Source organism: Erwinia aeris (assembly GCF_041224955.1).
Taxonomy (GTDB): domain Bacteria; phylum Pseudomonadota; class Gammaproteobacteria; order Enterobacterales; family Enterobacteriaceae; genus Erwinia; species Erwinia aeris.
The window spans coordinates 42,600-63,990 of record NZ_JBGFFX010000006.1 but is presented as its reverse complement, the minus strand read 5'-3'; the positions used below and the strand labels follow the sequence as shown (position 1 = coordinate 63,990).

Below are 21,391 nucleotides of genomic sequence, written 5' to 3'. Positions count from 1 at the left end.
TTTATTTGATAAGGATTTATCATGTTACTTGTCGATGTGTTACCTGAAGGCACCCTCCTCCCGCGTTACGATCGTAGCGCGCTGCGTACGCGTATCGTGCATTTTGGCTTCGGCGCTTTCCATCGCGCTCATCAGGCCGTGTGTACCGACAGGCTGGCCGCCGAGCAGCAAAGCGACTGGGGCTATTGCGAATGCCAGCTTAACAGCGGCGATCTGATTAAAGCGCTGCGCGGGCAGGATTGTCTCTACAGCGTAACGGAAAAAACCGCCGACGAGCTGCGCACCCGCGTGGTTGGCGTGGTCAAAGAAGCGCTCTTTGCGCGCGAAGACGGCGTCGAGCGCGTTATTACCGCGCTCTGCCAGCCGGACGTGGCGATTGTCTCCGCCACCATCACGGAAAAAGGCTACTGCTACCAGCCTGCCAGCGGCGAGCTAAACCTGACGCATCCGTCCATTGTGCATGACCTGGCTCATCCTGAGCAGCCTGTTTCTTTTCCGGGGATCGTGCTGGCGGCCATCAGACGTCGGCGCGCGCTCGGCCTGCCGCCCTTCAGCGTGATGTCCTGCGACAATATGCCGGAAAACGGTCGGGTAACGCGCAACGTCATCACGCAGCTGGCGCAGCAGCAGGAGCCGGCGCTGGCCGACTATATCCGTAAACACCTTACCTTCCCTTCCACTATGGTGGACCGCATCGTGCCCGCCATGACGCCGGAAGCCTTTGACGAACTGAGCCGCAAGCTGGGCTGCGCCGATCCGGTGGGCGTCGAATGCGAGCCTTTTTTCCAGTGGGTCATTGAAGATAATTTTGTGAATGGTCGCCCGGCATGGGAAAAAGCGGGCGCGGAGCTGGTGGCGGACGTCCTGCCGTTTGAGGAGATGAAGCTGCGGATGCTCAACGGCAGCCATTCGCTGCTGGCCTACCTCGGCTATCTGGCTGGCTATGAGCATATCAGCGACTGTATGGACGATCCTTACTACCTCAAGGCCGCCCGCAGCCTGATGCTGGATGAGCAGGCGCCCACGCTGAGCACTAAAAATGTGGATCTGACAGCCTATGCGGATTCGCTGATCGCGCGTTATCGCAACCGGGCGATTAAGCACCGCACTTATCAGATCGCTACCGACGGCACGCAAAAGCTGCCGCAGCGCTGGCTGGACAGTATTCGCTGGCATCTGGCTAACGGCAGCGATTTTACGCTGCTGGCGCTGGGCGTGGCAGGCTGGATACGCTTTGTTGGCGGCGTGGATGAGCAGGGCAAGCCAATCGTCATTAACGATCCGCTGCGTGCGGAGCTGGCGCAGCGGGTAAACGACAGTCAGGAAGGCGATGAGCGCGTCGCCGCTCTGCTCTCGCTGCGGGCTGTTTTTGGCGAGGATCTGCCCGATAATTCGCTGTTCCGCGAAAAAGTCGGCCATTACTACGCGCTGTTACTGAAGTTGGGCGCGAAAGAAACGGTCAGGCAGGTTATCGGCTGACCGCCGCTTAATGGCAAAAGAACTGGCGCTGGCGCAGCAGGCTGATTAGACTGGCTGTTTCCAGCGTCAGGCTTCGCGACGCACTAATGAAATGAAAATTGCCGCATGTCTACTGCCTATATCATTACCGCCAGCGAACCAGTCAATCAGCAAATCTATCGCTTTTTACGCCAGGATATTGTGACCTGCGTGATTTCACCGGGTGCCTTACTGTCTGAAAAAGAGGTTTCTGCCCGTTTCAGCGTCTCGCGCCAGCCGGTGCGGGAAGCCTTTATTAAGCTGGCCGAGGCCGATCTGGTGCAAATTCTGCCGCAGCGCGGCACCTTTGTGCGCAAGATTTCTGCGCGACGCGTTGCCGACGGCCGTTTTATTCGTGAAGCGGTGGAAACGGCGGTAATAAGGCGAGCGGCGACGGAAGCGACCCCAGAGGCGCTGGCCCGGCTGGAGCATAATTTGCGCCTGCAAAAGCTGTCTGCGGAGCGCAACGACAGCCAGGCGTTTTTGCTGCTGGATGATGAGTTCCACCGCCTTATCGCGCAGAGCATCAACTGTGAGCTGGCATGGGAAACGGTAGAAAATATCAAGGCGACGATGGATCGCGTGCGCTTCCTGACCCTCAGTAAGGTTTCGCCGCCGGAAAGCCTGATCAATCAGCATGAAGAGATCCTGCAGGCGCTGCTGGCGAAAGACGCCGACGCCGCCGAACGGGCGCTGCGGCATCATTTGCAGGAGATGATTTTTTCCATCACGCCGATTGCAGAGCAAAACGGCGCGTGGTTTGAACAGGAGTAATCCTGCCGGGCTGGCGAGCGGTTCCGGCCGTCAGCGTCCTTCCACCCGCGCGTCTCATCACTACCGCTACACGCGCCGGTTCAGCCGTAACGTTTTCGCTCGTCGATGCACTACTAATCATCCTCTCCCGGCCCGTCAGCAGTTTGCCCGCTGATAGCGTTCCAGCGCGCTACCACCAGCGGTAGAAATGATGCACCGGGCCAATGCCTTTACCCACTTCCAGCGTATCTGCGTGCTGCAATGCGCCCTGCAGCCACTGTTTCGCTGCGCTTACCGTACCCGGCCAGCTGGTATGACGCGGGCGCAGCGCGGCCAGCGCGGAAGAAAGCGTGCAGCCGGTGCCGTGCGTATTTTTAGTCGGCACGCGCGGCGCGGTAAAGCGCTCTTCTCCTTCCGGGGTCAGCAGCCAGTCCGGGCTTTCGTTGTCGCTCAGGTGGCCGCCTTTCATCAGCACCGCCTGACAGCCCAGCGCCAGCAGCGCCCTGCCCTGTTGCAGCATCTCCTGTTCGTTGCGGGCCGGTGAGCACTCCAGCAGCGCAGCGGCTTCCGGCAGATTCGGCGTGATAATGGAAACCTGCGGCAGCAGTTTTTCCCGCAGCGTCGCCACGGCCCGCCCGGAAAGCAGCGGATCGCCGCTTTTCGCCAGCATCACCGTATCCAACACCCGCCAGGGGATCGCCGCCTTTGCCAGCCCTTCTGCTACCGCCTCCACAATATCGCTGTCCTGCAACATACCGATTTTGACGCTGTCGATGCGCACGTCGCTTAATACCGAGGCTAGCTGGGCCGAAACAAAATCGGCCGCCACGGAATAGACGGCCTGCACGCCGCAGGTGTTCTGCGCCACCAGCGCGGTGATCACGCTGGTACCGTAGGCTTCAAGCGCGGAGAACGTTTTCAGATCGGCCTGGATCCCGGCTCCGCCGCTGGGATCCGTACCGGCGATGGTCAATGCGTTGACTCTCATACCGCCTCCTTGTACAGACGGTAGAGCGCATCGAGAAACAGCGGTTCAAAGGTGCCCGGCCCGTTGGCCGCCGCCGCCGCCTGCTCGCCCGCCTGGCTCATTACCCGACAGGCGGCAGCGATATGCAGCAGCCTGTCGCCCGGCAGTGCGCAAAATGCGGCCACCACGGCGGAGAGCGCGCAGCCCGTGCCGACCACGCGCGTCATCAGCGGAGAGCCGCCCGATACCGCCAGCAGCCGCCGTCCATCGGTGACGTAATCCGTTTCGCCCGTCACGGCAACCACCGCGCCGCTGGACTGCGCCAGCTGAATAGCGGCCTCCAGCGCGGCGGAAGGATGATGCTGGCTGTCGACGCCGCGACCGGAAACCGCCTGTCGGGCCAGCGCCATAATTTCAGAGGCGTTGCCGCGAATGGCGGCAGGACGGAATGCCAGCAGCCGCTGGCAAAAATCGCTGCGAAAAGTCAGCGCGCCGACGGCAACCGGATCCAGCGTCCACGGTCGGCCTGCCGCCGTCGCTCCCTGCACCGCGGCCAGCATCGCTTCGCTACGTGCAGCGGTCAGCGTGCCGACGTTGATCAGCACGGCATCGGCAATGGCGCTGAACTGTGCCGCTTCCACAGGTTCAGTCACCATCGCGGGCGACGCGTCCAGCGCCAGCAGCACGTTAGCCGTCAGGCTTTGTACCACATCATTGGTCAGGCAGTGAACCAGCGGCGACCGCTGGCGGAACAGAGCAAGAGACGCGGCCGGGCTGGCCGTATAGTGAGTAGGTTGGATCATAGCGCTCCCAACCGGCGATCAAGAAGGCGATGCGATAAAGCATCTGACTTCCCTCCGCTGGCATTATCCAGTTCAGGTTCAACGGGTATTTCTCAGCCTTCACAAGGAAGGGCACCCCGAGTCGTAGTGCTTGCCAGCATAGGGAAACGCGCTGTTTTACGCAAGCGCGGAACGGCTTGCTAACGCAGATAGCGCCAGGGTTTACACTGCTGCCAGCGCCAGCGCCAGCAGCAGCAGCGGCGGACGGCATGGATTGGCGGCCTGGCCTGGGATTACACGCTGCCGATAGTCCCTGGCACCCTGCATCTGGGCATGGACATGCACTGGCTTCATCGTCCGGCAGGCCAGGGCAAAGTAACCGTTAGCGATGGCCACAACCGTGACGCCTTCCGTACCGGCAACGGCGGCGATGCGCTGGCTGTGCAAGCGGAGGCCAGGCTGGCCGTTACCGACAATGTGACCTTCTCCACCCGCCTCAACCATCAGCGCAGGCTGCAACAGGAAGGCGCCAACGACTGGCTGCTGGCTGGCGGCGTGACGGTGAATTTCTGATTATTTTCCGGCGGCCTCTTTTGCCGCCGGGAATTTTTGCGTCATACTCTCCGATCCCGTAGCGGCTTTTGATAAAGTCCGCCCATTCGCTAATCTGAACGCCATTCCTGTCCTGACGAGAAGTAAGATGACAAGACCGCTTAATGAACAATACGGCATCAGCGTCGCGGCGCTGCAAATGCTGCACTATCTGCAACAGATAGCGCGCGGCGATCGTGCCTTTACCATTCAGGATACCGTGCTGAATAGCCGCTGTAACGTTACGCCCCCGGACAATTTCCGCCTGCTGGATCAGCTTTTTGAAGCGGGCAAAATCGATTATGACTATCGCGGCACGGGCATTGAGGGCGAAAGACACGTAAAGCCCGTCTGGGGAGAGAACGGATGACGGTACGCGCCTTTACCGAAGCCGACCGCCCTTTTCTGCGCACGCTGTTTCTGGCCGCCCGCAAGGCGAACTGGCACTGGCTTGACGGCAGCGACTGGCAGCTGGAGGATTTCGACCGCGTAACGCTGGGCGAACGCATCCTGGTCGCCGAGCACGACGGCCACCGCACGGGCTTTGCCGCGCTGCTGCCCGCCGATAATTTTTTGCACAGTTTATTTGTCGACCCGGCGTGTCAGGGTCAGGGTATTGGCAGCGAGCTGCTGGAGGCGGTGCAGGCCGGCTTCACGTCGACCGGCGCGCTAAAGTGCCTTAAGGCAAACGACCGGGCGCTGGCTTTTTATCAGCGTCACGGCTGGCAGGTTATCAGCAGCGGCGAAGGCGAACAGGGAGAATATCTGCTGCTGCACTACGTGCTGTAAAAGAAAACGGGCGCCTGGTGCGCCCGTATCGCACATTTGCCGTCAGACTACGCGGAAAGCGATATCGTCCGGGATCACTTCGCCATCCCAGTAGAGCTGTGCGGCGACCTGGCCTGCCAGCTGGCGATACAGCCAGGTAAATTCGCTGTCGGGACGGCGCACCACCGTCGGCATTCCGTCGTCCAGATCCTCGCGCAGCGTGATGTGCAGCGGCAGCTGGCTCAGCAGGCGCGTGTGATACTGTTCCGCCAGCGCCAGCGCGCCGCCGCTGCCGAAAATCGGCTCGTGATGACCGCAGTTGCTGCACACGTGCACGCTCATGTTCTCGACGATGCCCAGCACCGGCACGCTGACCTTTTCAAACATCACAATCCCCTTACGGGCGTCGATCAGCGCGATATCCTGCGGCGTGGTCACCACCAGCGCGCCGGTCACCGGCACGTTTTGCGCCAGCGTCAGCTGAATATCGCCCGTGCCTGGCGGCATATCCAGGATCAGGTAGTCCAGATCCGGCCACAGCGTTTCGTTCAGCAGCTGCATCAGCGCCTTGCTGGCCATCGGCCCGCGCCACACCATCGCGTTGTCATCGGTCACCAGATAGCCGATAGAGTTGGTCGCCAGCCCGTGCGCCATAATCGGTGCCATATGCGTACCGTCCGGCGAGGTAGGCCGTTCGTTTTGCGTGCCGAGCATATCAGGGATCGACGGGCCATAGATATCCGCATCCAGCAGGCCGACTTTCGCGCCTTCGGCCATCAGCGCCAGCGCCAGGTTGACCGCCGTGCTGGATTTGCCGACGCCGCCCTTGCCGGAGCTGACGGCAATAATATTTTTCACGCCCTTTACGCCTGGCTGGTTCTTCACCCTTTTCAGCGTGGCGATATCCAGGCTCAGCTTCCAGCTGATGGCGGTGGCATTAGTCAGGCGCAGCAGCTCCGCGCTGGCGCTCTCCTTTAAGGCTTCAAAGCCGCTGTGCCAGGCGAAAGGCATCAGCAGTTCAATATGCAGGGTGTTGTCCAGCATTGCGCAATGGTGCAGCGCCTTCAGCGCGGTGAGGTTGCGCTGTAGCGTCGGATGTTCAAACGTGGTTAAAACGCCCATCACTATCGCGCGCAGCGCTTCAGGTGAATGTTGGGATTGAGGCATCATCCCGGCTCCTTTTTTTCTGTGACGTTATTCAGAGCATATCAGATAAGGCTGTCGGCGGCAGGCAGTAAAAAACGGCACGGTCGGCGCGGCGTTGTTTACGCAGGCCGGGCCTTTCGGGTAACATCGGAACCCCCTATTTTAAACAGGTATAGCAAGTCTCACTATGACTCAAGTCGCGAAAAAAATATTGGTAACGTGCGCACTCCCTTACGCCAACGGTTCTATTCATCTCGGCCACATGCTCGAGCATATCCAGGCGGATATTTGGGTCCGTTACCAGCGAATGCGCGGCAACGAGGTTTACTTCATCTGCGCCGACGATGCGCACGGTACGCCGATCATGCTGAAAGCTCAGCAGATGGGCATTGCGCCTGAGCAGATGATTGCCGAGATGAGTCAGGAACATCAGAATGACTTCGCCGGTTTCAATATCAGCTACGATAACTACCACTCCACGCACAGTGAGGAGAACCGTGAGCTGTCGGAGCTGATCTATACCCGTCTGAAAGAGAACGGTTTTATCAAAAACCGGACTATTTCGCAGCTTTACGACCCGGAAAAAGGCATGTTCCTGCCGGATCGCTTTGTGAAAGGCACCTGCCCGAAATGTAAATCGCCGGATCAGTACGGCGACAACTGCGAAGTGTGCAGCGCCACCTACAGCCCGACCGAGCTGATCGATCCTAAATCCGTGGTGTCCGGCGCGACGCCGGTACTGCGCGACTCCGAGCACTTCTTCTTCGATCTGCCGGAGTTCAGCGCCATGCTACAGGCCTGGACCCGTTCCGGTGCCCTGCAGGAGCAGGTCGCCAACAAGATGCAGGAATGGTTCGAGTCGGGTCTGCAACAGTGGGATATCTCCCGCGATGCGCCCTACTTCGGCTTTGAAATTCCGGGCGCGCCGGGCAAATATTTCTACGTCTGGCTGGATGCGCCTATCGGCTATATGGGCTCGTTTAAAAATCTCTGCGACAAGCGCGGCGATATTGATTTCGACGCCTTCTGGCAAAAAGACTCCGAGGCGGAGCTGTATCACTTTATCGGCAAGGACATCGTCTATTTCCACAGCCTGTTCTGGCCAGCCATGCTGGAAGGCAGCAACTTCCGCAAGCCGAACAACCTGTTTGTCCACGGGTACGTGACGGTTAACGGCGCGAAAATGTCCAAGTCGCGCGGCACCTTTATCAAGGCCAGCACCTGGCTACAGCATCTGGATGCCGACAGCCTGCGCTATTACTATGCCGCCAAGCTCTCTTCGCGCATTGATGATATCGACCTGAATCTGGAAGATTTCGTCCAGCGCGTGAATGCGGATATCGTTAATAAAGTGGTTAACCTGGCGTCCCGTAACGCCGGATTTATCAACAAGCGCTTTGGCGGCAAGCTGTCCGCCGAGCTGGCCGATCCGGCGCTGTATCAATCCTTTGTGGACGCCTCCGCCAGCATTGCGGAAGCCTGGCAGAGCCGTGAGTTTGGCCGTGCGGTGCGTGAAATCATGGCGATGGCGGACGTAGCGAACCGCTACGTTGACGAGCAGGCGCCGTGGGTGGTGGCGAAGCAGGAAGGCCGCGATGCCGACCTGCAGGCGATCTGCTCAATGGGCATCAATATGTTCCGCGTGCTGATGACCTGGCTGAAGCCGGTGCTGCCTTCGCTGAGCGAGCGCGCCGAAGCCTTCCTGAACCAGGAGCTGAGCTGGGACGGTATTGCGCAGCCGCTGCGCGATCACATGCTTTCCGCCTTTAAAGCGCTGTACAACCGCGTCGAGATGGACAAGGTCAACGCGCTGATCGAGGCCTCGAAAGAGGACGCGGCGGCGGCGAACAAACCGGCGCTGACCGGCCCGCTGGCGGACGATCCGATTCAGGAAACCATCACCTTTGACGACTTTGCCAAAGTGGATATGCGTATCGCGCTGATCCAGAACGCCGAGTTTGTCGAAGGCTCCGATAAGCTGCTGCGCCTGACGCTGGATCTGGGCGGCGAAACCCGCAACATTTTCTCCGGCATTCGTACCGCCTATCCGGATCCGTCGGTGCTGGTAGGCCGCCTGACCATGATGGTGGCTAACCTGGCGCCGCGTAAGATGCGCTTCGGCATCTCGGAAGGTATGGTGATGGCCGCCGGCCCTGGCGGCAAAGAGATCTTCCTGCTGTCGCCGGACAGCGGCGCTCAGCCGGGAATGCAGGTAAAATAAGCAACGGAGACGGGCGAAGCGATTCGCCCGTTTTTTTGCGGCCCACTGTGATCTCTGGCACAAATCTCCTGCCGATCGTATGATTAATGCGTTGCAAAACCGGAGCTTATCATGCGTACCGTACTGTTGATCCTCTGGCGCTATCTGCGCGCCTTTCTGATTATCTATCTCTGCCTCTATGCCGGAAACGCGCTGGCGCTGCTGCTGCCGGTCACGATCCCGGGCAGCATTATCGGTATGCTGATCCTGTTTTTTCTGCTGGCTTTTCAACTGGTTCCACCCGACTGGATCAGGCCCGGCAGCCTGCTCCTGATCCGCTATATGGCGCTGCTGTTTGTGCCGATCAGCGTCGGCGTGATGAGCTATACCGACCTGCTCAGCGCGCAGTTCGGCCCGATAGTGGTTTCCTGCGTGGTCAGCACCTTTATTGTTTTGCTGACCGTGGGGCTGGCTTCGCACCAGCTGCATGGCAAAGTGAAAGGAACAGGCGATGAGTGATATCTGGTGGTCTCTGCCGCTGACCATGCTGGTCTTTTTCGGCGCTCGCCGGGTGGCGGCGAAGGTGAAAATTTCCCTGCTCAATCCGTTGCTGATCTCCATGGCGATCATCATTCCGCTGCTGCTGCTGATGCAGATGCCCTACGCCCGCTATTTTCAGGGCAGCGCGATCCTGAACCAGCTGTTGCAGCCCGCCGTGGTGGCGCTGGCGCTGCCGCTGTATGAACAGATGCATCAGATCCGCGCGCGCTGGAAGTCAATTATCGGCGTCTGCTTTATCGGCAGCATGACGGCGATGATTTCCGGTACGGCTATCGCGCTGTGGATGGGCGCCACGCCGCAGATAGCGGCGACTATTATGCCTAAATCCGTGACCACGCCGATTGCCATGGCGGTTTCCGCCACGCTGGGCGGCATTCCGGCCATCAGCGCCATTTGCGTGCTGATTGCGGGCGTACTCGGCGCGGTTTTCGGTCATATGCTGCTTAACCTGCTGAAGATCCGCAGCAAGGCCTCGCGCGGTCTGGCGATCGGCAACGCTTCTCACGCGCTGGGTACGGCGCGCTGCTCGGAGCTGGATTACCAGGAAGGCGCCTACAGCTCGCTGGCGCTGGTGATCTGCGGCATTATCACTTCGCTGCTGGCACCGTTTCTTTTTCCGCTACTGATGCATTTCTGGCGATAAAACTTGCGATGCGTCGCGCATTTTGTGGTTCTCTTTCATAAATTGCATAATCTGTGTGATTATAATCACATACATTAGCCTGGCTGCCCGCCAGAATAAGCGGCCACTTATGCAAGAGAAGCCACTATGCAACCACGTTTTCAAGCGGCTTTCGCCGCGCTGCCTTCCCCGCTGCAGGCGGCGTTGCAGCCTTTGCTGACCGACACCTTTCCCGCTTTTTTTACCCCAGAACAAATGGCCGCCATCAGAACCGAAACCGGTCTGGACAACCGCGAACTTACCTTTGCGCTGCTGCCGCTGGCGGCCGCCTGTGCCGTCGCGCCGCTGTCGCGCTTTAACGTCGGCGCGCTGGCGCTGGGCCGCAGCGGCCATCTCTATTTTGGCGCAAACATGGAGTTTTCCGGCGCGACCATGCAGCAAACCGTCCACGCCGAACAGAGCGCGGTAACCCATGCCTGGCTGCGCGGCGAAAAAGGTCTTGAGGCGATTACCGTCAACTACACGCCCTGCGGCCACTGCCGCCAGTTTATGAACGAGCTGAACAGCGGCACCGCGCTGCGCATTCATCTGCCGGGACGCGAACCGGCGACGCTGGGCGATTACCTGCCAGATGCTTTCGGCCCGCGCGATTTAGCGATTGAGACGCTGCTGCTGGACGAGGTCGATCACGGCCTGACCATTACCGGCGACGCGCTGGTCAGGGCCGCGCTTGAGGCGGCTAACCGCAGCCATGCGCCTTACTCGCAGGCGTTAAGCGGCGTGGCGCTGCAAATGGCCGACGGCGCGATTTTTGCCGGCAGCTATGCGGAAAACGCTGCCTTTAACCCAAGCCTGCCGCCGCTGCAGGCCGCGCTGATCCTGCTGAACCTTGCAGGCTACGACGTGCTGCAAATTCAGCGCGCCGTGCTGGCGGAAGCGCCCGATGCCCGCCTTATCCAGCGACAGGCAACCGCCGCGACGCTTCAGGCGCTGGGCTGCGCGACGTTGCAAACCGTGCCGCTGCGCTGATCCGCTTCGCCAGCCCGTAAGCCCCGCTGCCGGCTGGCTTTTTATTGCCAAAAAAGTGCCCGCATTTGTTATAAGCTGTTAACAAATGCTGTACTTTCGGATGAATTATTTTAGGATTGGGCCACTACCGATCCCAGTGAGCATTGATTACATGGAACTCGACTACGAAAGTAAACGCCCTCTCTACATTCCCTACGCTGGCCCTATCCTGCTGGAATTTCCGCTGTTGAATAAGGGCAGCGCCTTCTCTATAGAAGAACGCAATGACTTTAACCTGAACGGTCTGCTGCCCGAGACGGTGGAAACCATTGAAGAGCAGGCCCAGCGCGCCTGGCGTCAGTTTCAGGATTTCAAAAACGCCAACGACAAGCACGTTTATCTGCGCAACATTCAGGACACCAACGAAACGCTGTTCTACCGCCTGCTGGATAATCATCTTGAAGAGATGATGCCGATTATCTATACCCCGACCGTTGGCGCGGCCTGTGAACACTTTTCTGAAATCTATCGTCGCGCGCGCGGGCTGTTTATCTCCTATCCGAACCGCGCCAGCATTGAAGATATGCTGCAAAACGCTACCAAGCAGAACGTGAAGGTCATCGTAGTCACCGACGGCGAGCGTATTCTTGGCCTGGGCGATCAGGGCATCGGCGGCATGGGCATTCCTATCGGCAAGCTGTCGCTGTATACCGCCTGCGGCGGCATCAGCCCGGCCTATACGCTGCCGGTGGTGCTGGACGTCGGCACCAACAACCAGCAGCTGCTGAACGATCCGCTCTATATGGGCTGGCGTCATCCGCGTATCACCGGCGAAGAGTACGATAACTTCGTTAATGAATTTATCCAGGCGGTAAAAAGCCGCTGGCCAAACGTGCTGCTGCAGTTTGAGGATTTCGCGCAGAAAAACGCCATGCCGCTGCTGGAGCGCTATCGCGATGAAGTCTGCTGCTTTAATGACGATATCCAGGGCACCGCCGCCGTCACGCTGGGCACGCTGATCGCCGCCAGCCGCGCGGCAGGCAGCAAAATGAGCGAGCAGAAAGTCGTGTTCCTGGGCGCGGGGTCTGCCGGCTGCGGCATCGCCGAGCAGATTATCGCGCAGATGAAATCAGAAGGTCTGAGCGACGAAGAAGCCCGCGCGCGCGTCTTTATGGTGGATCGCTTCGGCCTGCTCACCGACAAGCAGCCAAACCTGCTCAGCTTCCAGAGCAAGCTGGTGCAGAAGAGCGAGGATCTGGCCGACTGGGATTCCAGCTCCGATTCCCTGTCGCTGCTGGACGTGGTGCGTAACGCGCGCCCGGATATTCTGATCGGCGTTTCCGGCCAGCCCGGCCTGTTCAGCGAAGAGATTATCCGCGAGATGCACAAGCACTGCGCGCGCCCAATCGTCATGCCGCTCTCCAACCCGACCTCCCGCGTGGAAGCAACGCCGCAGGATATTATGGCGTGGACCGACGGTGCCGCGCTGGTCGCGACCGGCAGCCCGTTCGCGCCGGTCACCTGGAAAGAGCAAACGTTCCCGATCGCGCAGTGCAACAACTCCTATATCTTCCCCGGCATCGGCCTGGGCGTGATCGCTTCGGGCGCCACCCGCGTGACCGACAGTATGCTGATGGCCGCCAGCCGCGCGCTGGCCGACTGTTCGCCGCTGGTCAACGACGGCGCTGGCCCGGTGCTGCCGGAAGTGAAAGATATTCAGGGCGTGTCGAAAATAATTGCGATGGCCGTAGGCAAAGCGGCGCAGCTGGCCGGCGTGGCGGTGGTCACCTCGGAAGATGTGCTGTCCAAAGCGATTGCCGCCAATTTCTGGTTGCCGCAGTACCGTAACTATCGCCGTACTTCTATTTAATACCGCTGACCGGGCGCGCCGTGCGCCCGGTTTTTATCCCCTTTCCACAGCGTTTGACGATTTTGTGCAAAAAGCCGCCAGCCGGTGCGCTACCGCTTGCTTCACCTCGTCGGGTACAGTAGCCTTGAGCCACCTTTTCGGCTTCAGTCTGAGTACCGTACGGCATGATAAAACGCTTGATCTACGGCCTGATTATCATCGTTACCCTGATGGTAATAACCGCGCTCGGCCTGGATCGCTGGATAAGCGTCAAAACCGCGCCTTACGTCTACGATAATCTCAAATCCCTGCCCCATCGTCAGGTCGGCGTCGTATTAGGCACGGCAAAATATTATCGTACCGGCGTCATCAATCAGTATTACCTTTATCGGATGCAGGGCGCGCTCAACGCCTATAACAGCGGCAAGGTTAACTATCTGCTGCTGAGCGGCGATAATGCGCAGCAAAGCTACAACGAGCCGATGACCATGCGGCGGGATTTGATTGCCGCCGGCGTGGCGCCTGCCGATATTGTGCTGGATTACGCCGGCTTCCGTACGCTGGATTCTATCGTGCGCACGCGCAAGGTCTTCGACACCAACGACTTCATCATCATCACCCAGCGTTTCCACTGCGAGCGCGCGCTGTTTATTGCGCTGCATATGGGTATTCAGGCGCAGTGTTACGCGGTGCCCTCGCCGAAGAACATGCTGAATATCCGCACCAGGGAAGTGGCGGCTCGCCTGGGCGCGCTGGCCGATCTGTATCTGATGAAGCGCGAACCGCGCTTTTTGGGGCCGCTGGTGCCGATCCCGGCGCGGCACGAAGTCCCGGAAGATGCGCAGAGCTATCCGGCGGTCACGCCTGAACAGCTGCTGGAGCTGGAACAAAAAATGAAGGCGGATGCCCGTCCGCCAGCGTGACATGCCGCCGTTAACGCACTGATTGTTATGAACCTGCCCGCTTCTTCTGTCAGTCTGTCTGCCGAATAGATCACTAAACGTTAACAGGAGAGACAAATGGATCTGAACTTGAAGGATCGTCGCGTACTGGTCAGCGGCGGCTCGCGCGGCATTGGACGAGCAATTGTGGAATGCTTTCTTGCCGAAGGCGCACGGGTGGAGTTTTGCGCGCGCAGCCCTGAAGGCGTGCAGGAAGCGCAACAGGCGCTGGGTTCACGCGCAAACGGCACGGCGGTCGATGTCACCTCCCCAGAGCAGATGCAAACATGGATTCAGGAAGCGGCGAACCGCCTTGGCGGGCTGGATATTATCGTGCCTAACGTCAGCGCGCTGGCGGCAGGCAGCGATCCGGACGTGTGGCGTAAAGCGTTCGACACCGACCTGATGGGCACCGTAACGATGGTGCAGGCCGCCCTTCCTTACCTGAAAAAATCCTCTGCGGCATCCATAGTGCTGATCTCCAGCGTGGCGGGACGCGAGGTCGATATGTTTGCCGAGCCGTACGGCATCATGAAAGCGGCGCTGATCCATTACGGCAAAACCTTATCGGAACGCCACGCGGCAGACGGCATTCGCGTGAATACCGTTTCGCCGGGCAACGTTTATTTCAGTGAAGGCGTGTGGGGCGATATTGAACGCAACCAGCCGGAAACCTTTGCCAAATGCCTGGCGGCGAATCCGCTGGGAAGAATGGCGACGCCGCAGGAAGTAGCGAAAGCCACGGTGTTTCTTGCCAGCGAGGCGGCCAGTTTCACCACCGGCACTAATCTCCTGGTGGACGGCGGGCTGACCAAAGGCGTGCAGTTCTGACAGGAAAAAGAGAAAGGCCGGGCTGGCCTTTCTCTATAGAAGCACACTATTTCTTGCGGGCGTATTTCAGGGAGTCGAGCGCCACGGCGAAAATAATGATGCCGCCTTTGATAATGTACTGCCAGTAAGGGTTAACGCCGATATAGGTCAGGCCGTAGTTGATAACGGTGAAAATCAGCACGCCCGTTACCACACCGGCCACGGTGCCCACGCCGCCGGCGAAGGAGACGCCGCCTACTACGCAGGCCGCAATCGCATCCAGCTCGTACATAAAGCCCAGGTTATTGGTTGCCGAGCCGATACGTCCCGCTTCCAGCATCCCGCCGAAGGCGTAGAACACGCCGGAAAGCGCATAAATCAGGATCAGGTTGAAGTTAACGTTCACGCCCGACACTTTTGCCGCTTCCGGGTTGCCGCCGATAGCAAAGATGTTTTTGCCAAAGCGGGTCTTGTTCCACAAAATCCAGACAAAGAAGATAGCAATAGCCGCATAGAACGTAATGTAGGAGAGCTTGAAGTCGCCCAGGCGAATAAAGCCCTGCGCAAAGGTCGAGAATTTCTCATCGAACCCGGCGATCGGCGAAGCGCCTACATAGTCGTAATAAAGCGAGTTAATGCCGTAAACGATAATCATCGTGCCCAGCGTGGTGATAAAAGGCGTCACCTTCAGATAGGCGATGATCACGCCGTTGATCAGGCCAATCAGGCCGCCGACAACGCAGACAATCAGGATAACCAGCGGGATCGGCACGGTATCCATATGTGGAAACACCTTGTTGGCGTTATCCATCGCCTGGAGCAGCGTCGCCGCCACTACCGCGGCCAGACCAACCTGACGACCGGCGGAAAGGTCGGTGCCCTGCGTTACAATCAGCCCGGCCACGCCAAGCGCAATAATAATGCGCACGGAGGACTGGGTCAGAATATTACTCAGGTTCATCAGGCTTAAAAATGTCGGATCCTGGAAAATAATAATCGCCAGCAGAACCAGCAACACAACATAGATGCCACCCTCTTTCAGCCAGGTGAGCGCATTCTTCTTATTCACAGCATTCATGGACAGCCCTTACCTCATTAAAGGTGCTTGGATGCTAAACGTAATATTTCGTTTTGCGTGGTAGTTTTGGTTTCGACAATGCCTGCAACCATGCCGTTGCTCATGACCAGGATCCTGTCGGTAATGCCCAGCAGCTCCGGCATTTCGGAAGAGATAATAATGATGCCCTTCTCTTTTTTCGCCAGATCGGAAATCAGCTGATAAATTTCAAACTTTGCGCCGACGTCAATGCCGCGCGTCGGTTCGTCCAGCATTAATATTTCCGGCTGGGTTAACAGCCAGCGGCCAATAATGACTTTCTGCTGGTTGCCGCCCGAAAGCGAGCCGATAGAGGTCGCGTGTCCCGGTGTTTTTACCCGCATGGCATCGATAACCCATTGGGTATCGCTTTTCATCCGGTTATTATCCAGCAGGCCAATCGAGTTTTTATATTTGCGAATATTTGAAATCAGCGAGTTAAAACCGATATCCAGAAACGCATAAATCCCCGTGGCGCGACGCTCCTCCGTCACCAGCGCAAAGCCGTGATTAATCGCTTCGTTAGCCGAGTTATTGTTGATTTTTTTGCCGTGCAGCTTAATGGTGCCGCCGGACTTTTCGCGGATGCCGAACAGCGTTTCCACGATATCGGTACGTTTAGCCCCCACCAGCCCGGCCACGCCAAGGATTTCGCCCTTGCGCAGATCGAACGAAATATCGCGAATAGACGGCTGGCGCAGTGAGGTAAGGTTACGCACCTCCAGGATAGTTTCGCCCGGCACGTTGGACTTATCCGGGAAGCGCTGGTTCAGCGAGCGCCCTACCATCATGGCGATGATCTTATCCATATCCAGCCCTTCCAGCGGCTGGGTAGCGATCCACTGGCCGTCGCGCAAAATAGTAATTTCGTCGCACAGCTGGAAAATCTCTTCCATCTTGTGGGAGATATAAACTATGCCGCAGCCGCGATCTTTTAATTTACGGATAATAGTGAACAGGTGGTTCACTTCTTTTTCCGTTAATGAAGAGGTCGGCTCGTCCATAATGACAATTTTGGCATCATAAGAGAACGCTTTAGCTATCTCTATCATCTGCATCTGCGAAACGGAAAGGTTAATCACTTTGTCGCGCGGATCGATATCAATATCCAGCTCTTCAAAAATGGCTTTGGTATCGCGATACATTTTATCCTGGTCGACGAAAAAGCCTTTTCGCGGATAGCGGCCCAGCCACATGTTATCCATGACCGTGCGCTGTAAAACCAGGTTTAATTCCTGATGCACCATAGATACGCCGTTTTCCAGCGCCTCTTTGGAACTTTTAAAGTCGATCTCTTTGCCCTGAAAAAGAATGCTTCCCGTGTCTTTGCTATAAATACCAAACAGGCATTTTAATAAAGTCGATTTGCCCGCGCCGTTTTCCCCCATCAGCGCGTGAACCGAATGGGGACGAATTTTTAAATTAACGTTATCTAACGCCTTTACGCCCGGAAAGGACTTGCTGACGTTAGTCATTTCCAGCAGATACTGCCCCTGATCGCTGCTCATAATTCTACCTGGCGGATCGTTTTACGATCGGGCCCGTTCTGCGACGGGCCCGGTAACGGACGCGAGTGCGCCCGGAAAGACTTATTTACTGAACTGAGCGAGGTTCTCTTTATCAACCGGCACATAGGCTACGCGCACCACTTTGCCTTCCAGCTTGTAGTTGGTGCCTTCGGTCGCCGGTTTGCCCGCCGCCAGGTTTTTCGCCATTTCAAAAGTGGCTCTGGCCTGGTTTTCCGCATCGTTCAGCACGGTGCCTTCCATCGCGCCGGATTTCACCATCGCCATCGCTTCCGGCAACGCATCCACGCCGAAGACCGGTACGGACGTTTTATTATGCGCCTTCAGCGCTTCTACCGCGCCCATCGCCATCGCATCGTTATTGGCGATCACCACTTCGATTTTGTTGCCGTTCGGGCCGGAGAGCCACGCGTCCATCTTGTCTTTTGCCTGAGCGGTATCCCACATGGCGGTATCCAGATGCAGCTGCTGCGTTTTCAGGCCGTCTTTATTCAGGGTTTCGATCACGTATTTGGTACGCGCTTCGGCATCCGGGTGGCCCGGCTCGCCTTTCAGCAGCACAAACTGCACCACGCCGTCTTTGTTCAGATCCCAGTTGGCATTGGCTTTCCAGTGTTTCTCAATCAGCTCGCCCTGCTTGACGCCGGACTCTTTAGAATCGGTACCGACATAGTAAGCCTTGTCGTAGCTGGCCAGCGCTTTAGCAGAAGGCTCTTTGTTGAAGAAAACAATCGGAATATCGTTGGCTTTGGCTTTACTGATAACCACCGCCGCCGCCGCCGGATCGACAAGGTTAATCGCCAGCGCCTTCACGCCTTTCGCCACCATCACGTCAATCTGATCGTTTTGCGTTGACTGGCTGTTCTGCGAATCGTTCATCAGCAGCTGAATGCCGCTGCTGTTTTTCGCTTCCTTCTCGATATCCTTGCGCACCACGGACATAAAGTTGTCATCATATTTATAAATGGTTACGCCAATGCGGGTATCGGCCGCCTGCGCCGTTGCGCCAAACATCATGCTGGCAACCAGGGCTGTGAGGGTGAATGCCTTCTTCATTGTTCTCTCCGGTTCTTTGTAGGGTCGGTATGCGTGTGCAGCCGGACCGTGTTGTTATTCTGTCCCGGCCAGGCACGGCCATCTTAGTGAAGCAGATGTTAATTAACTGTGAACTTACTCACGGATTGAAAACGGTTACATGGCGGTATCGTTGCGTATAGTGATCGCCGCCACACTTTGGCAGGGCGCGACGGAATGACGGCGCACCAGCGTTGGCATAAAGCAGTGACCGGCCGACTCGTCCAGCAGGCCCGCCGCGCCTTTCAACGCCAGTTCGGTAGCCAGTTTAGCCATGGAAACAATAGGATAGCGGACGGTCGTCAGCTGCGGGTCGGTATAGCGGGAAATGGGGATATCGTCGAAGCCAATCACCGACAGCTGCTGCGGCACCGCAATGCCGTTATCTTTCAGCGCGGTCAGTGCCCCGGCGGCCATGCTGTCGTTATAGGCGAACACGGCGCTGAGGTGGAGATTACGCCCCAGCAGCTCCACCATCGCCGCCTCTCCGCCCTGCATATCCGGCTCGGCGCTGGCGATCCAGCTTTCGGCAGGCTGGGTAGCCTGCTCGGCCAGCGCCTGCCGCCAGCCCGCGCGTCGCTGGTCTGTATCTTCGATAGTATGGCTCGACCCCAGATAACCGATGCGCCGGTGGCCCTGCTGTTGCAACATGCGCATAGCCATCAGCGCGCCGCTGACGTTGTCCAGGCAGACGCAGCGGTGCGCGTAGCCCGGCACGACGCGGTTGATCAGCACCATGCCGGGCACCTGATCCATCAGCGAGGCCAGCTCGTCGTCTGCCAGGGCTTTGGCATGAACGATCAGCGCGCCGCAACGCTGACGGATCAGCACCTCGATAGCGTGCCGCTCTTTGTCCGCCTGATGATAGGAGTTGTTGATAAGTACGTGTTTTTGCATACGCTGCGCGACGGTATCCACCGCTTTGACCAGCGCGCCGAAGAAGGGATCGGAGACGTCCATCACCACCACGCCGATGGTATCGCTGACCTGGGAAGCCAGCGCCTGCGCGTTGGCGTTGGGTCGGTAGCCCAGCTGGCCGACGATGCCCAGCACTTTTTCCCGCGTTTCCTGTGTGACCGCCGCGCTGTGGTTAAGCACGCGTGAAACCGTCGCCACCGACACGCCAGCCTCACGGGCTACATCGCGAATGGTGATCATGGCTGACTGCCTGTGGAAGATAAGGTTTGCATAGCCCTCCCGGATGCGTTGTTTGCGGGGCTATTCTGACAAAGGGCAAGGCAAGACTGCGTGAATCAGGTCACACTGATGAAAACGGTTACATCCCTTTCCGTCACATTTGTGACGCTTATCATTTTTGTAACATTACGTCGCGGCTGCTCAGACGGGTGAGCTGACGCCAGCACCATTCGACCGGCCCCTGGCGGAAATAGCGCAGCCAGCACAGCGAAAAGAGGAGATTTACCAGCCAGACCAGCAGCACTACCACCAGCAGCTGCGGCCGATCGAGCCGGTTGAACCAGCCGAAATGGTTAAAAAGCGTGGTGCAAAGCAGCGTTTGCAGTAAATAGTTGCTCAGCGCCATCCGCCCTACGCTGCTGATGGCGCGCGTGAGGGTAAAACGGGCCAGCGTAGGCCAGAAACCAAAGCAGAGCGCGGCATAGCCGATAGCCTGAAGCGGCGCGCTCAGCTCGCGCGGCAGCTGTAAATAGAACGCTGACGGATAAAATGCCCAGCCGCAAGCCCACTGCAGATAAATGCCCGGTATTTCGATGATGGCCGCCAGCAGCAGCAGGATCAGCGCAGTGCGCCGGTAGTGGGTCAGGCTCCAGCGCCCCTGTAGCCAGCCGCTGCGCATCAAGGCGCCGCCAATCAGCATCAGGCCGGCCAGCTGCCAGCCGTACTGCGCCGCCAGCGACAGCAGGCCTGACGAGAGCAGATCGAGACGGTTGCGCACCGCTTCCCAACCGCCGTGGGTTTTCCAGAAGGTTTCATACTGAATATCCGCCGCCCCCGCCAGCCAGGAATTGTTAGGCTGATGGCCCGACAGCAGGCCGAACACTAGCAGCACGCCGCAGCCCACGATATAAAGCATCACGCCGGTATTAAACAGCTGCCGCGTCGAGGAGACGTCGCGGATCATCCGCCAGGCTACCAGCCCAATCAGCCCGTAATCCAGCAGGATGTCCCCTTCCCAGAACAGCAGACAGTGCAGAAAACCGAGCAGCACCAGCCAGCTCAGGCGCGCCTGTAGCCAGCGTTTGCCGCGCGAAAGCAGCAATTGCAAGCCGCCGCCAAACAGCAGCGCAAACAGCGCGAGGAATTTCAGCTGGGCAAAGAAATCGATCAGCGCCCACGTCCAGGCATCGCCCGGCGTAACGCTGCCCTGCCACGCCGGGTTCAGATAGGCGGCGCCCGGCAGACCGAAGGCGTTAATGTTGAGCAGCAGGATCCCCAGAATGGCGATGCCCCGAATAAAATCCAGCGTCTGAATACGAGGCATCGGCAGGCCCTGACTGTGGTGAAGGGTAACGACTACGACGGCGCGCCGTAGCTTAGCTGTGGCGAACGGCGCGCAGAAACTCCTGACGGGTGTTCTGGCTGGATTTGAACAGGCCGCCCAGTGAAGTGGTGGTGGTGGCGCTGGTCGCATCACGAATGCCGCGCGCTTTTACGCAGTAGTGCACCGCGTCGATGGAAACCGCGACGTTATTGGTGCCAAGCAGCGTTTGCAGCGCAACCAGGATCTGCTGGGTCAGCCTTTCCTGTACCTGTGGACGGGAAGAGAAAAACTGCACGATGCGGTTAATCTTCGACAGGCCAATCACTTTATCTTTCGGGATATAGGCTACCGTCGCTTTGCCGTCGATGATCACAAAGTGGTGCTCGCAGGTGCTGGTCAGCGTGATATCCCGCACCGTCACCATTTCGTCCACCTTCATTTTGTTTTCAATCAGGGTGATTTTCGGGAAGTTGGCGTAGTCCAGGCCGGAGAACACCTCATTCACATACATCTTAGCGATGCGGTGCGGCGTTTCCATCAGGCTGTCATCTTCTAAATCAAGATTAAGCAGCTGCATGACTTCGGTCATGTGCCCGGCGATCAGCCGCCTGCGGGTTTCGTCATCCATATCACGCGCAGGCGAGCGTAGGGGTGTTTCCAGTCCACGCGCAAGCAGCGCTTCGTGAACAAGTGTGGCTTCCTGACTTAACGTAGCCATGGCGATCTATTCTCCAGCAGG

Annotated in this window: 23 protein-coding genes and 1 riboswitch; of the genes, 13 read left to right on the top strand and 10 right to left on the bottom strand. The window is 58.2% G+C overall.

Annotated features, from left to right (window positions below; translation table 11 throughout):
* Positions 1-21: 21 nt before the first annotated feature.
* From AB6T85_RS11465 to AB6T85_RS11455, 3 genes are all read left to right on the top strand, one after another.
* Positions 22-1,479: a mannitol dehydrogenase family protein gene (locus tag AB6T85_RS11465; protein WP_253460009.1), complete on the top strand. Its 1,458-nt coding sequence runs from the start codon at positions 22-24 to the stop codon at positions 1,477-1,479.
* 105 nt (positions 1,480-1,584) lie between these two features.
* Positions 1,585-2,271 (top strand): GntR family transcriptional regulator, encoded by a 687-nt coding sequence (locus tag AB6T85_RS11460; protein ID WP_253460007.1) that lies wholly within the window; start codon positions 1,585-1,587, stop codon positions 2,269-2,271.
* Positions 2,258-2,425, top strand: a complete 168-nt coding sequence (locus AB6T85_RS11455) for a hypothetical protein (RefSeq protein WP_369895615.1) — start codon at positions 2,258-2,260, stop codon at positions 2,423-2,425. Before AB6T85_RS11460 ends, AB6T85_RS11455 begins: the two co-directional genes overlap by 14 nt.
* 15 nt (positions 2,426-2,440) lie before the next feature.
* On the opposite strand, the gene thiD is transcribed toward AB6T85_RS11455, so the two are convergent.
* From thiD to AB6T85_RS11440, 3 genes are all read right to left on the bottom strand, one after another.
* Positions 2,441-3,238 (bottom strand): bifunctional hydroxymethylpyrimidine kinase/phosphomethylpyrimidine kinase, encoded by a 798-nt coding sequence (gene thiD / locus AB6T85_RS11450; RefSeq protein WP_369895613.1) that lies wholly within the window; start codon positions 3,236-3,238, stop codon positions 2,441-2,443.
* Positions 3,235-4,020: a hydroxyethylthiazole kinase gene (thiM, locus tag AB6T85_RS11445; RefSeq protein ID WP_301251127.1), complete on the bottom strand. Its 786-nt coding sequence runs from the start codon at positions 4,018-4,020 to the stop codon at positions 3,235-3,237. Before thiM ends, thiD begins: the two co-directional genes overlap by 4 nt.
* A 32-nt stretch (positions 4,021-4,052) precedes the next feature.
* A riboswitch (TPP riboswitch) is annotated at positions 4,053-4,149 on the bottom strand.
* A gap of 72 nt (positions 4,150-4,221) precedes the next feature.
* Positions 4,222-4,344 carry a hypothetical protein gene (locus AB6T85_RS11440; RefSeq protein ID WP_301289678.1) on the bottom strand — a complete coding sequence of 41 codons (123 nt, stop codon included), beginning with the start codon at positions 4,342-4,344 and terminating at the stop codon, positions 4,222-4,224.
* On the opposite strand from AB6T85_RS11440, the gene AB6T85_RS11435 reads away from it, so the two are divergent.
* The 3 genes from AB6T85_RS11435 to AB6T85_RS11425 all read left to right on the top strand — a co-directional run bounded on the left by AB6T85_RS11435 (position 4,339) and on the right by AB6T85_RS11425 (position 5,379).
* Positions 4,339-4,572: a hypothetical protein gene (locus AB6T85_RS11435; RefSeq protein WP_369895611.1), complete on the top strand. Its 234-nt coding sequence runs from the start codon at positions 4,339-4,341 to the stop codon at positions 4,570-4,572. The genes AB6T85_RS11440 and AB6T85_RS11435 overlap by 6 nt on opposite strands.
* Before the next feature lie 127 nt (positions 4,573-4,699).
* The gene (locus AB6T85_RS11430; RefSeq protein ID WP_253459998.1) at positions 4,700-4,960 is read left to right on the top strand and encodes a hypothetical protein; all 261 of its coding nucleotides are present in this window, start codon (positions 4,700-4,702) and stop codon (positions 4,958-4,960) included.
* Positions 4,957-5,379, top strand: coding sequence for a GNAT family N-acetyltransferase (locus tag AB6T85_RS11425; RefSeq protein WP_369895610.1), 423 nt, complete (start codon positions 4,957-4,959; stop codon positions 5,377-5,379). The genes AB6T85_RS11430 and AB6T85_RS11425 overlap by 4 nt, the downstream gene beginning before the upstream one ends.
* A 42-nt stretch (positions 5,380-5,421) precedes the next feature.
* Here the strand turns inward: AB6T85_RS11425 and apbC are convergent, their stop codons facing one another.
* On the bottom strand, positions 5,422-6,528 hold the full coding sequence (gene apbC / locus AB6T85_RS11420; protein WP_253459992.1) for an iron-sulfur cluster carrier protein ApbC: 1,107 nt from the start codon (positions 6,526-6,528) through the stop codon (positions 5,422-5,424).
* Between the two features lie 163 nt (positions 6,529-6,691).
* On the opposite strand from apbC, the gene metG reads away from it, so the two are divergent.
* The 7 genes from metG (at position 6,692) to AB6T85_RS11385 (ending at position 14,516) form a co-directional block, all read left to right on the top strand.
* The gene (metG, locus tag AB6T85_RS11415) at positions 6,692-8,725 is read left to right on the top strand and encodes a methionine--tRNA ligase (protein ID WP_369895609.1); all 2,034 of its coding nucleotides are present in this window, start codon (positions 6,692-6,694) and stop codon (positions 8,723-8,725) included.
* A 111-nt stretch (positions 8,726-8,836) separates the two neighbouring features.
* Complete coding sequence (locus tag AB6T85_RS11410; protein ID WP_301251132.1) at positions 8,837-9,223, top strand: CidA/LrgA family protein; 387 nt, start codon at positions 8,837-8,839, stop codon at positions 9,221-9,223.
* Entirely contained in the window at positions 9,216-9,908 is a 693-nt protein-coding gene (locus AB6T85_RS11405) for a CidB/LrgB family autolysis modulator (RefSeq protein WP_369895608.1), read from the top strand. Before AB6T85_RS11410 ends, AB6T85_RS11405 begins: the two co-directional genes overlap by 8 nt.
* A 126-nt stretch (positions 9,909-10,034) precedes the next feature.
* Entirely contained in the window at positions 10,035-10,916 is an 882-nt protein-coding gene (gene cdd, locus AB6T85_RS11400) for a cytidine deaminase (RefSeq protein WP_253459980.1), read from the top strand.
* Positions 10,917-11,067: 151 nt separating this feature from the next.
* The gene (locus AB6T85_RS11395; RefSeq protein ID WP_253459977.1) at positions 11,068-12,765 is read left to right on the top strand and encodes an NAD-dependent malic enzyme; all 1,698 of its coding nucleotides are present in this window, start codon (positions 11,068-11,070) and stop codon (positions 12,763-12,765) included.
* Between the two features lie 164 nt (positions 12,766-12,929).
* Positions 12,930-13,667 carry an outer membrane permeability protein SanA gene (gene sanA / locus AB6T85_RS11390; RefSeq protein WP_253459974.1) on the top strand — a complete coding sequence of 246 codons (738 nt, stop codon included), beginning with the start codon at positions 12,930-12,932 and terminating at the stop codon, positions 13,665-13,667.
* A gap of 96 nt (positions 13,668-13,763) precedes the next feature.
* Positions 13,764-14,516: an SDR family NAD(P)-dependent oxidoreductase gene (locus tag AB6T85_RS11385; RefSeq protein WP_301251134.1), complete on the top strand. Its 753-nt coding sequence runs from the start codon at positions 13,764-13,766 to the stop codon at positions 14,514-14,516.
* A gap of 46 nt (positions 14,517-14,562) precedes the next feature.
* Here AB6T85_RS11385 and mglC read toward each other — a convergent pair whose 3' ends face one another.
* The 6 genes from mglC to folE all read right to left on the bottom strand — a co-directional run bounded on the left by mglC (position 14,563) and on the right by folE (position 21,370).
* Positions 14,563-15,573 (bottom strand): galactose/methyl galactoside ABC transporter permease MglC, encoded by a 1,011-nt coding sequence (mglC, locus tag AB6T85_RS11380; protein ID WP_125288171.1) that lies wholly within the window; start codon positions 15,571-15,573, stop codon positions 14,563-14,565.
* A 17-nt stretch (positions 15,574-15,590) separates the two neighbouring features.
* Complete coding sequence (gene mglA / locus AB6T85_RS11375) at positions 15,591-17,099, bottom strand: galactose/methyl galactoside ABC transporter ATP-binding protein MglA (protein WP_125288172.1); 1,509 nt, start codon at positions 17,097-17,099, stop codon at positions 15,591-15,593.
* A gap of 81 nt (positions 17,100-17,180) precedes the next feature.
* Positions 17,181-18,173, bottom strand: coding sequence for a galactose/glucose ABC transporter substrate-binding protein MglB (gene mglB / locus AB6T85_RS11370; RefSeq protein WP_253459968.1), 993 nt, complete (start codon positions 18,171-18,173; stop codon positions 17,181-17,183).
* Positions 18,174-18,308: 135 nt separating this feature from the next.
* Positions 18,309-19,349, bottom strand: coding sequence for an HTH-type transcriptional regulator GalS (gene galS, locus AB6T85_RS11365; protein ID WP_253459965.1), 1,041 nt, complete (start codon positions 19,347-19,349; stop codon positions 18,309-18,311).
* Between the two features lie 151 nt (positions 19,350-19,500).
* Positions 19,501-20,652, bottom strand: a complete 1,152-nt coding sequence (gene yeiB / locus AB6T85_RS11360; protein WP_301251136.1) for a DUF418 domain-containing protein YeiB — start codon at positions 20,650-20,652, stop codon at positions 19,501-19,503.
* A 52-nt stretch (positions 20,653-20,704) separates the two neighbouring features.
* Positions 20,705-21,370: a GTP cyclohydrolase I FolE gene (folE, locus tag AB6T85_RS11355; RefSeq protein WP_125288176.1), complete on the bottom strand. Its 666-nt coding sequence runs from the start codon at positions 21,368-21,370 to the stop codon at positions 20,705-20,707.
* Positions 21,371-21,391 lie beyond the last annotated feature (21 nt).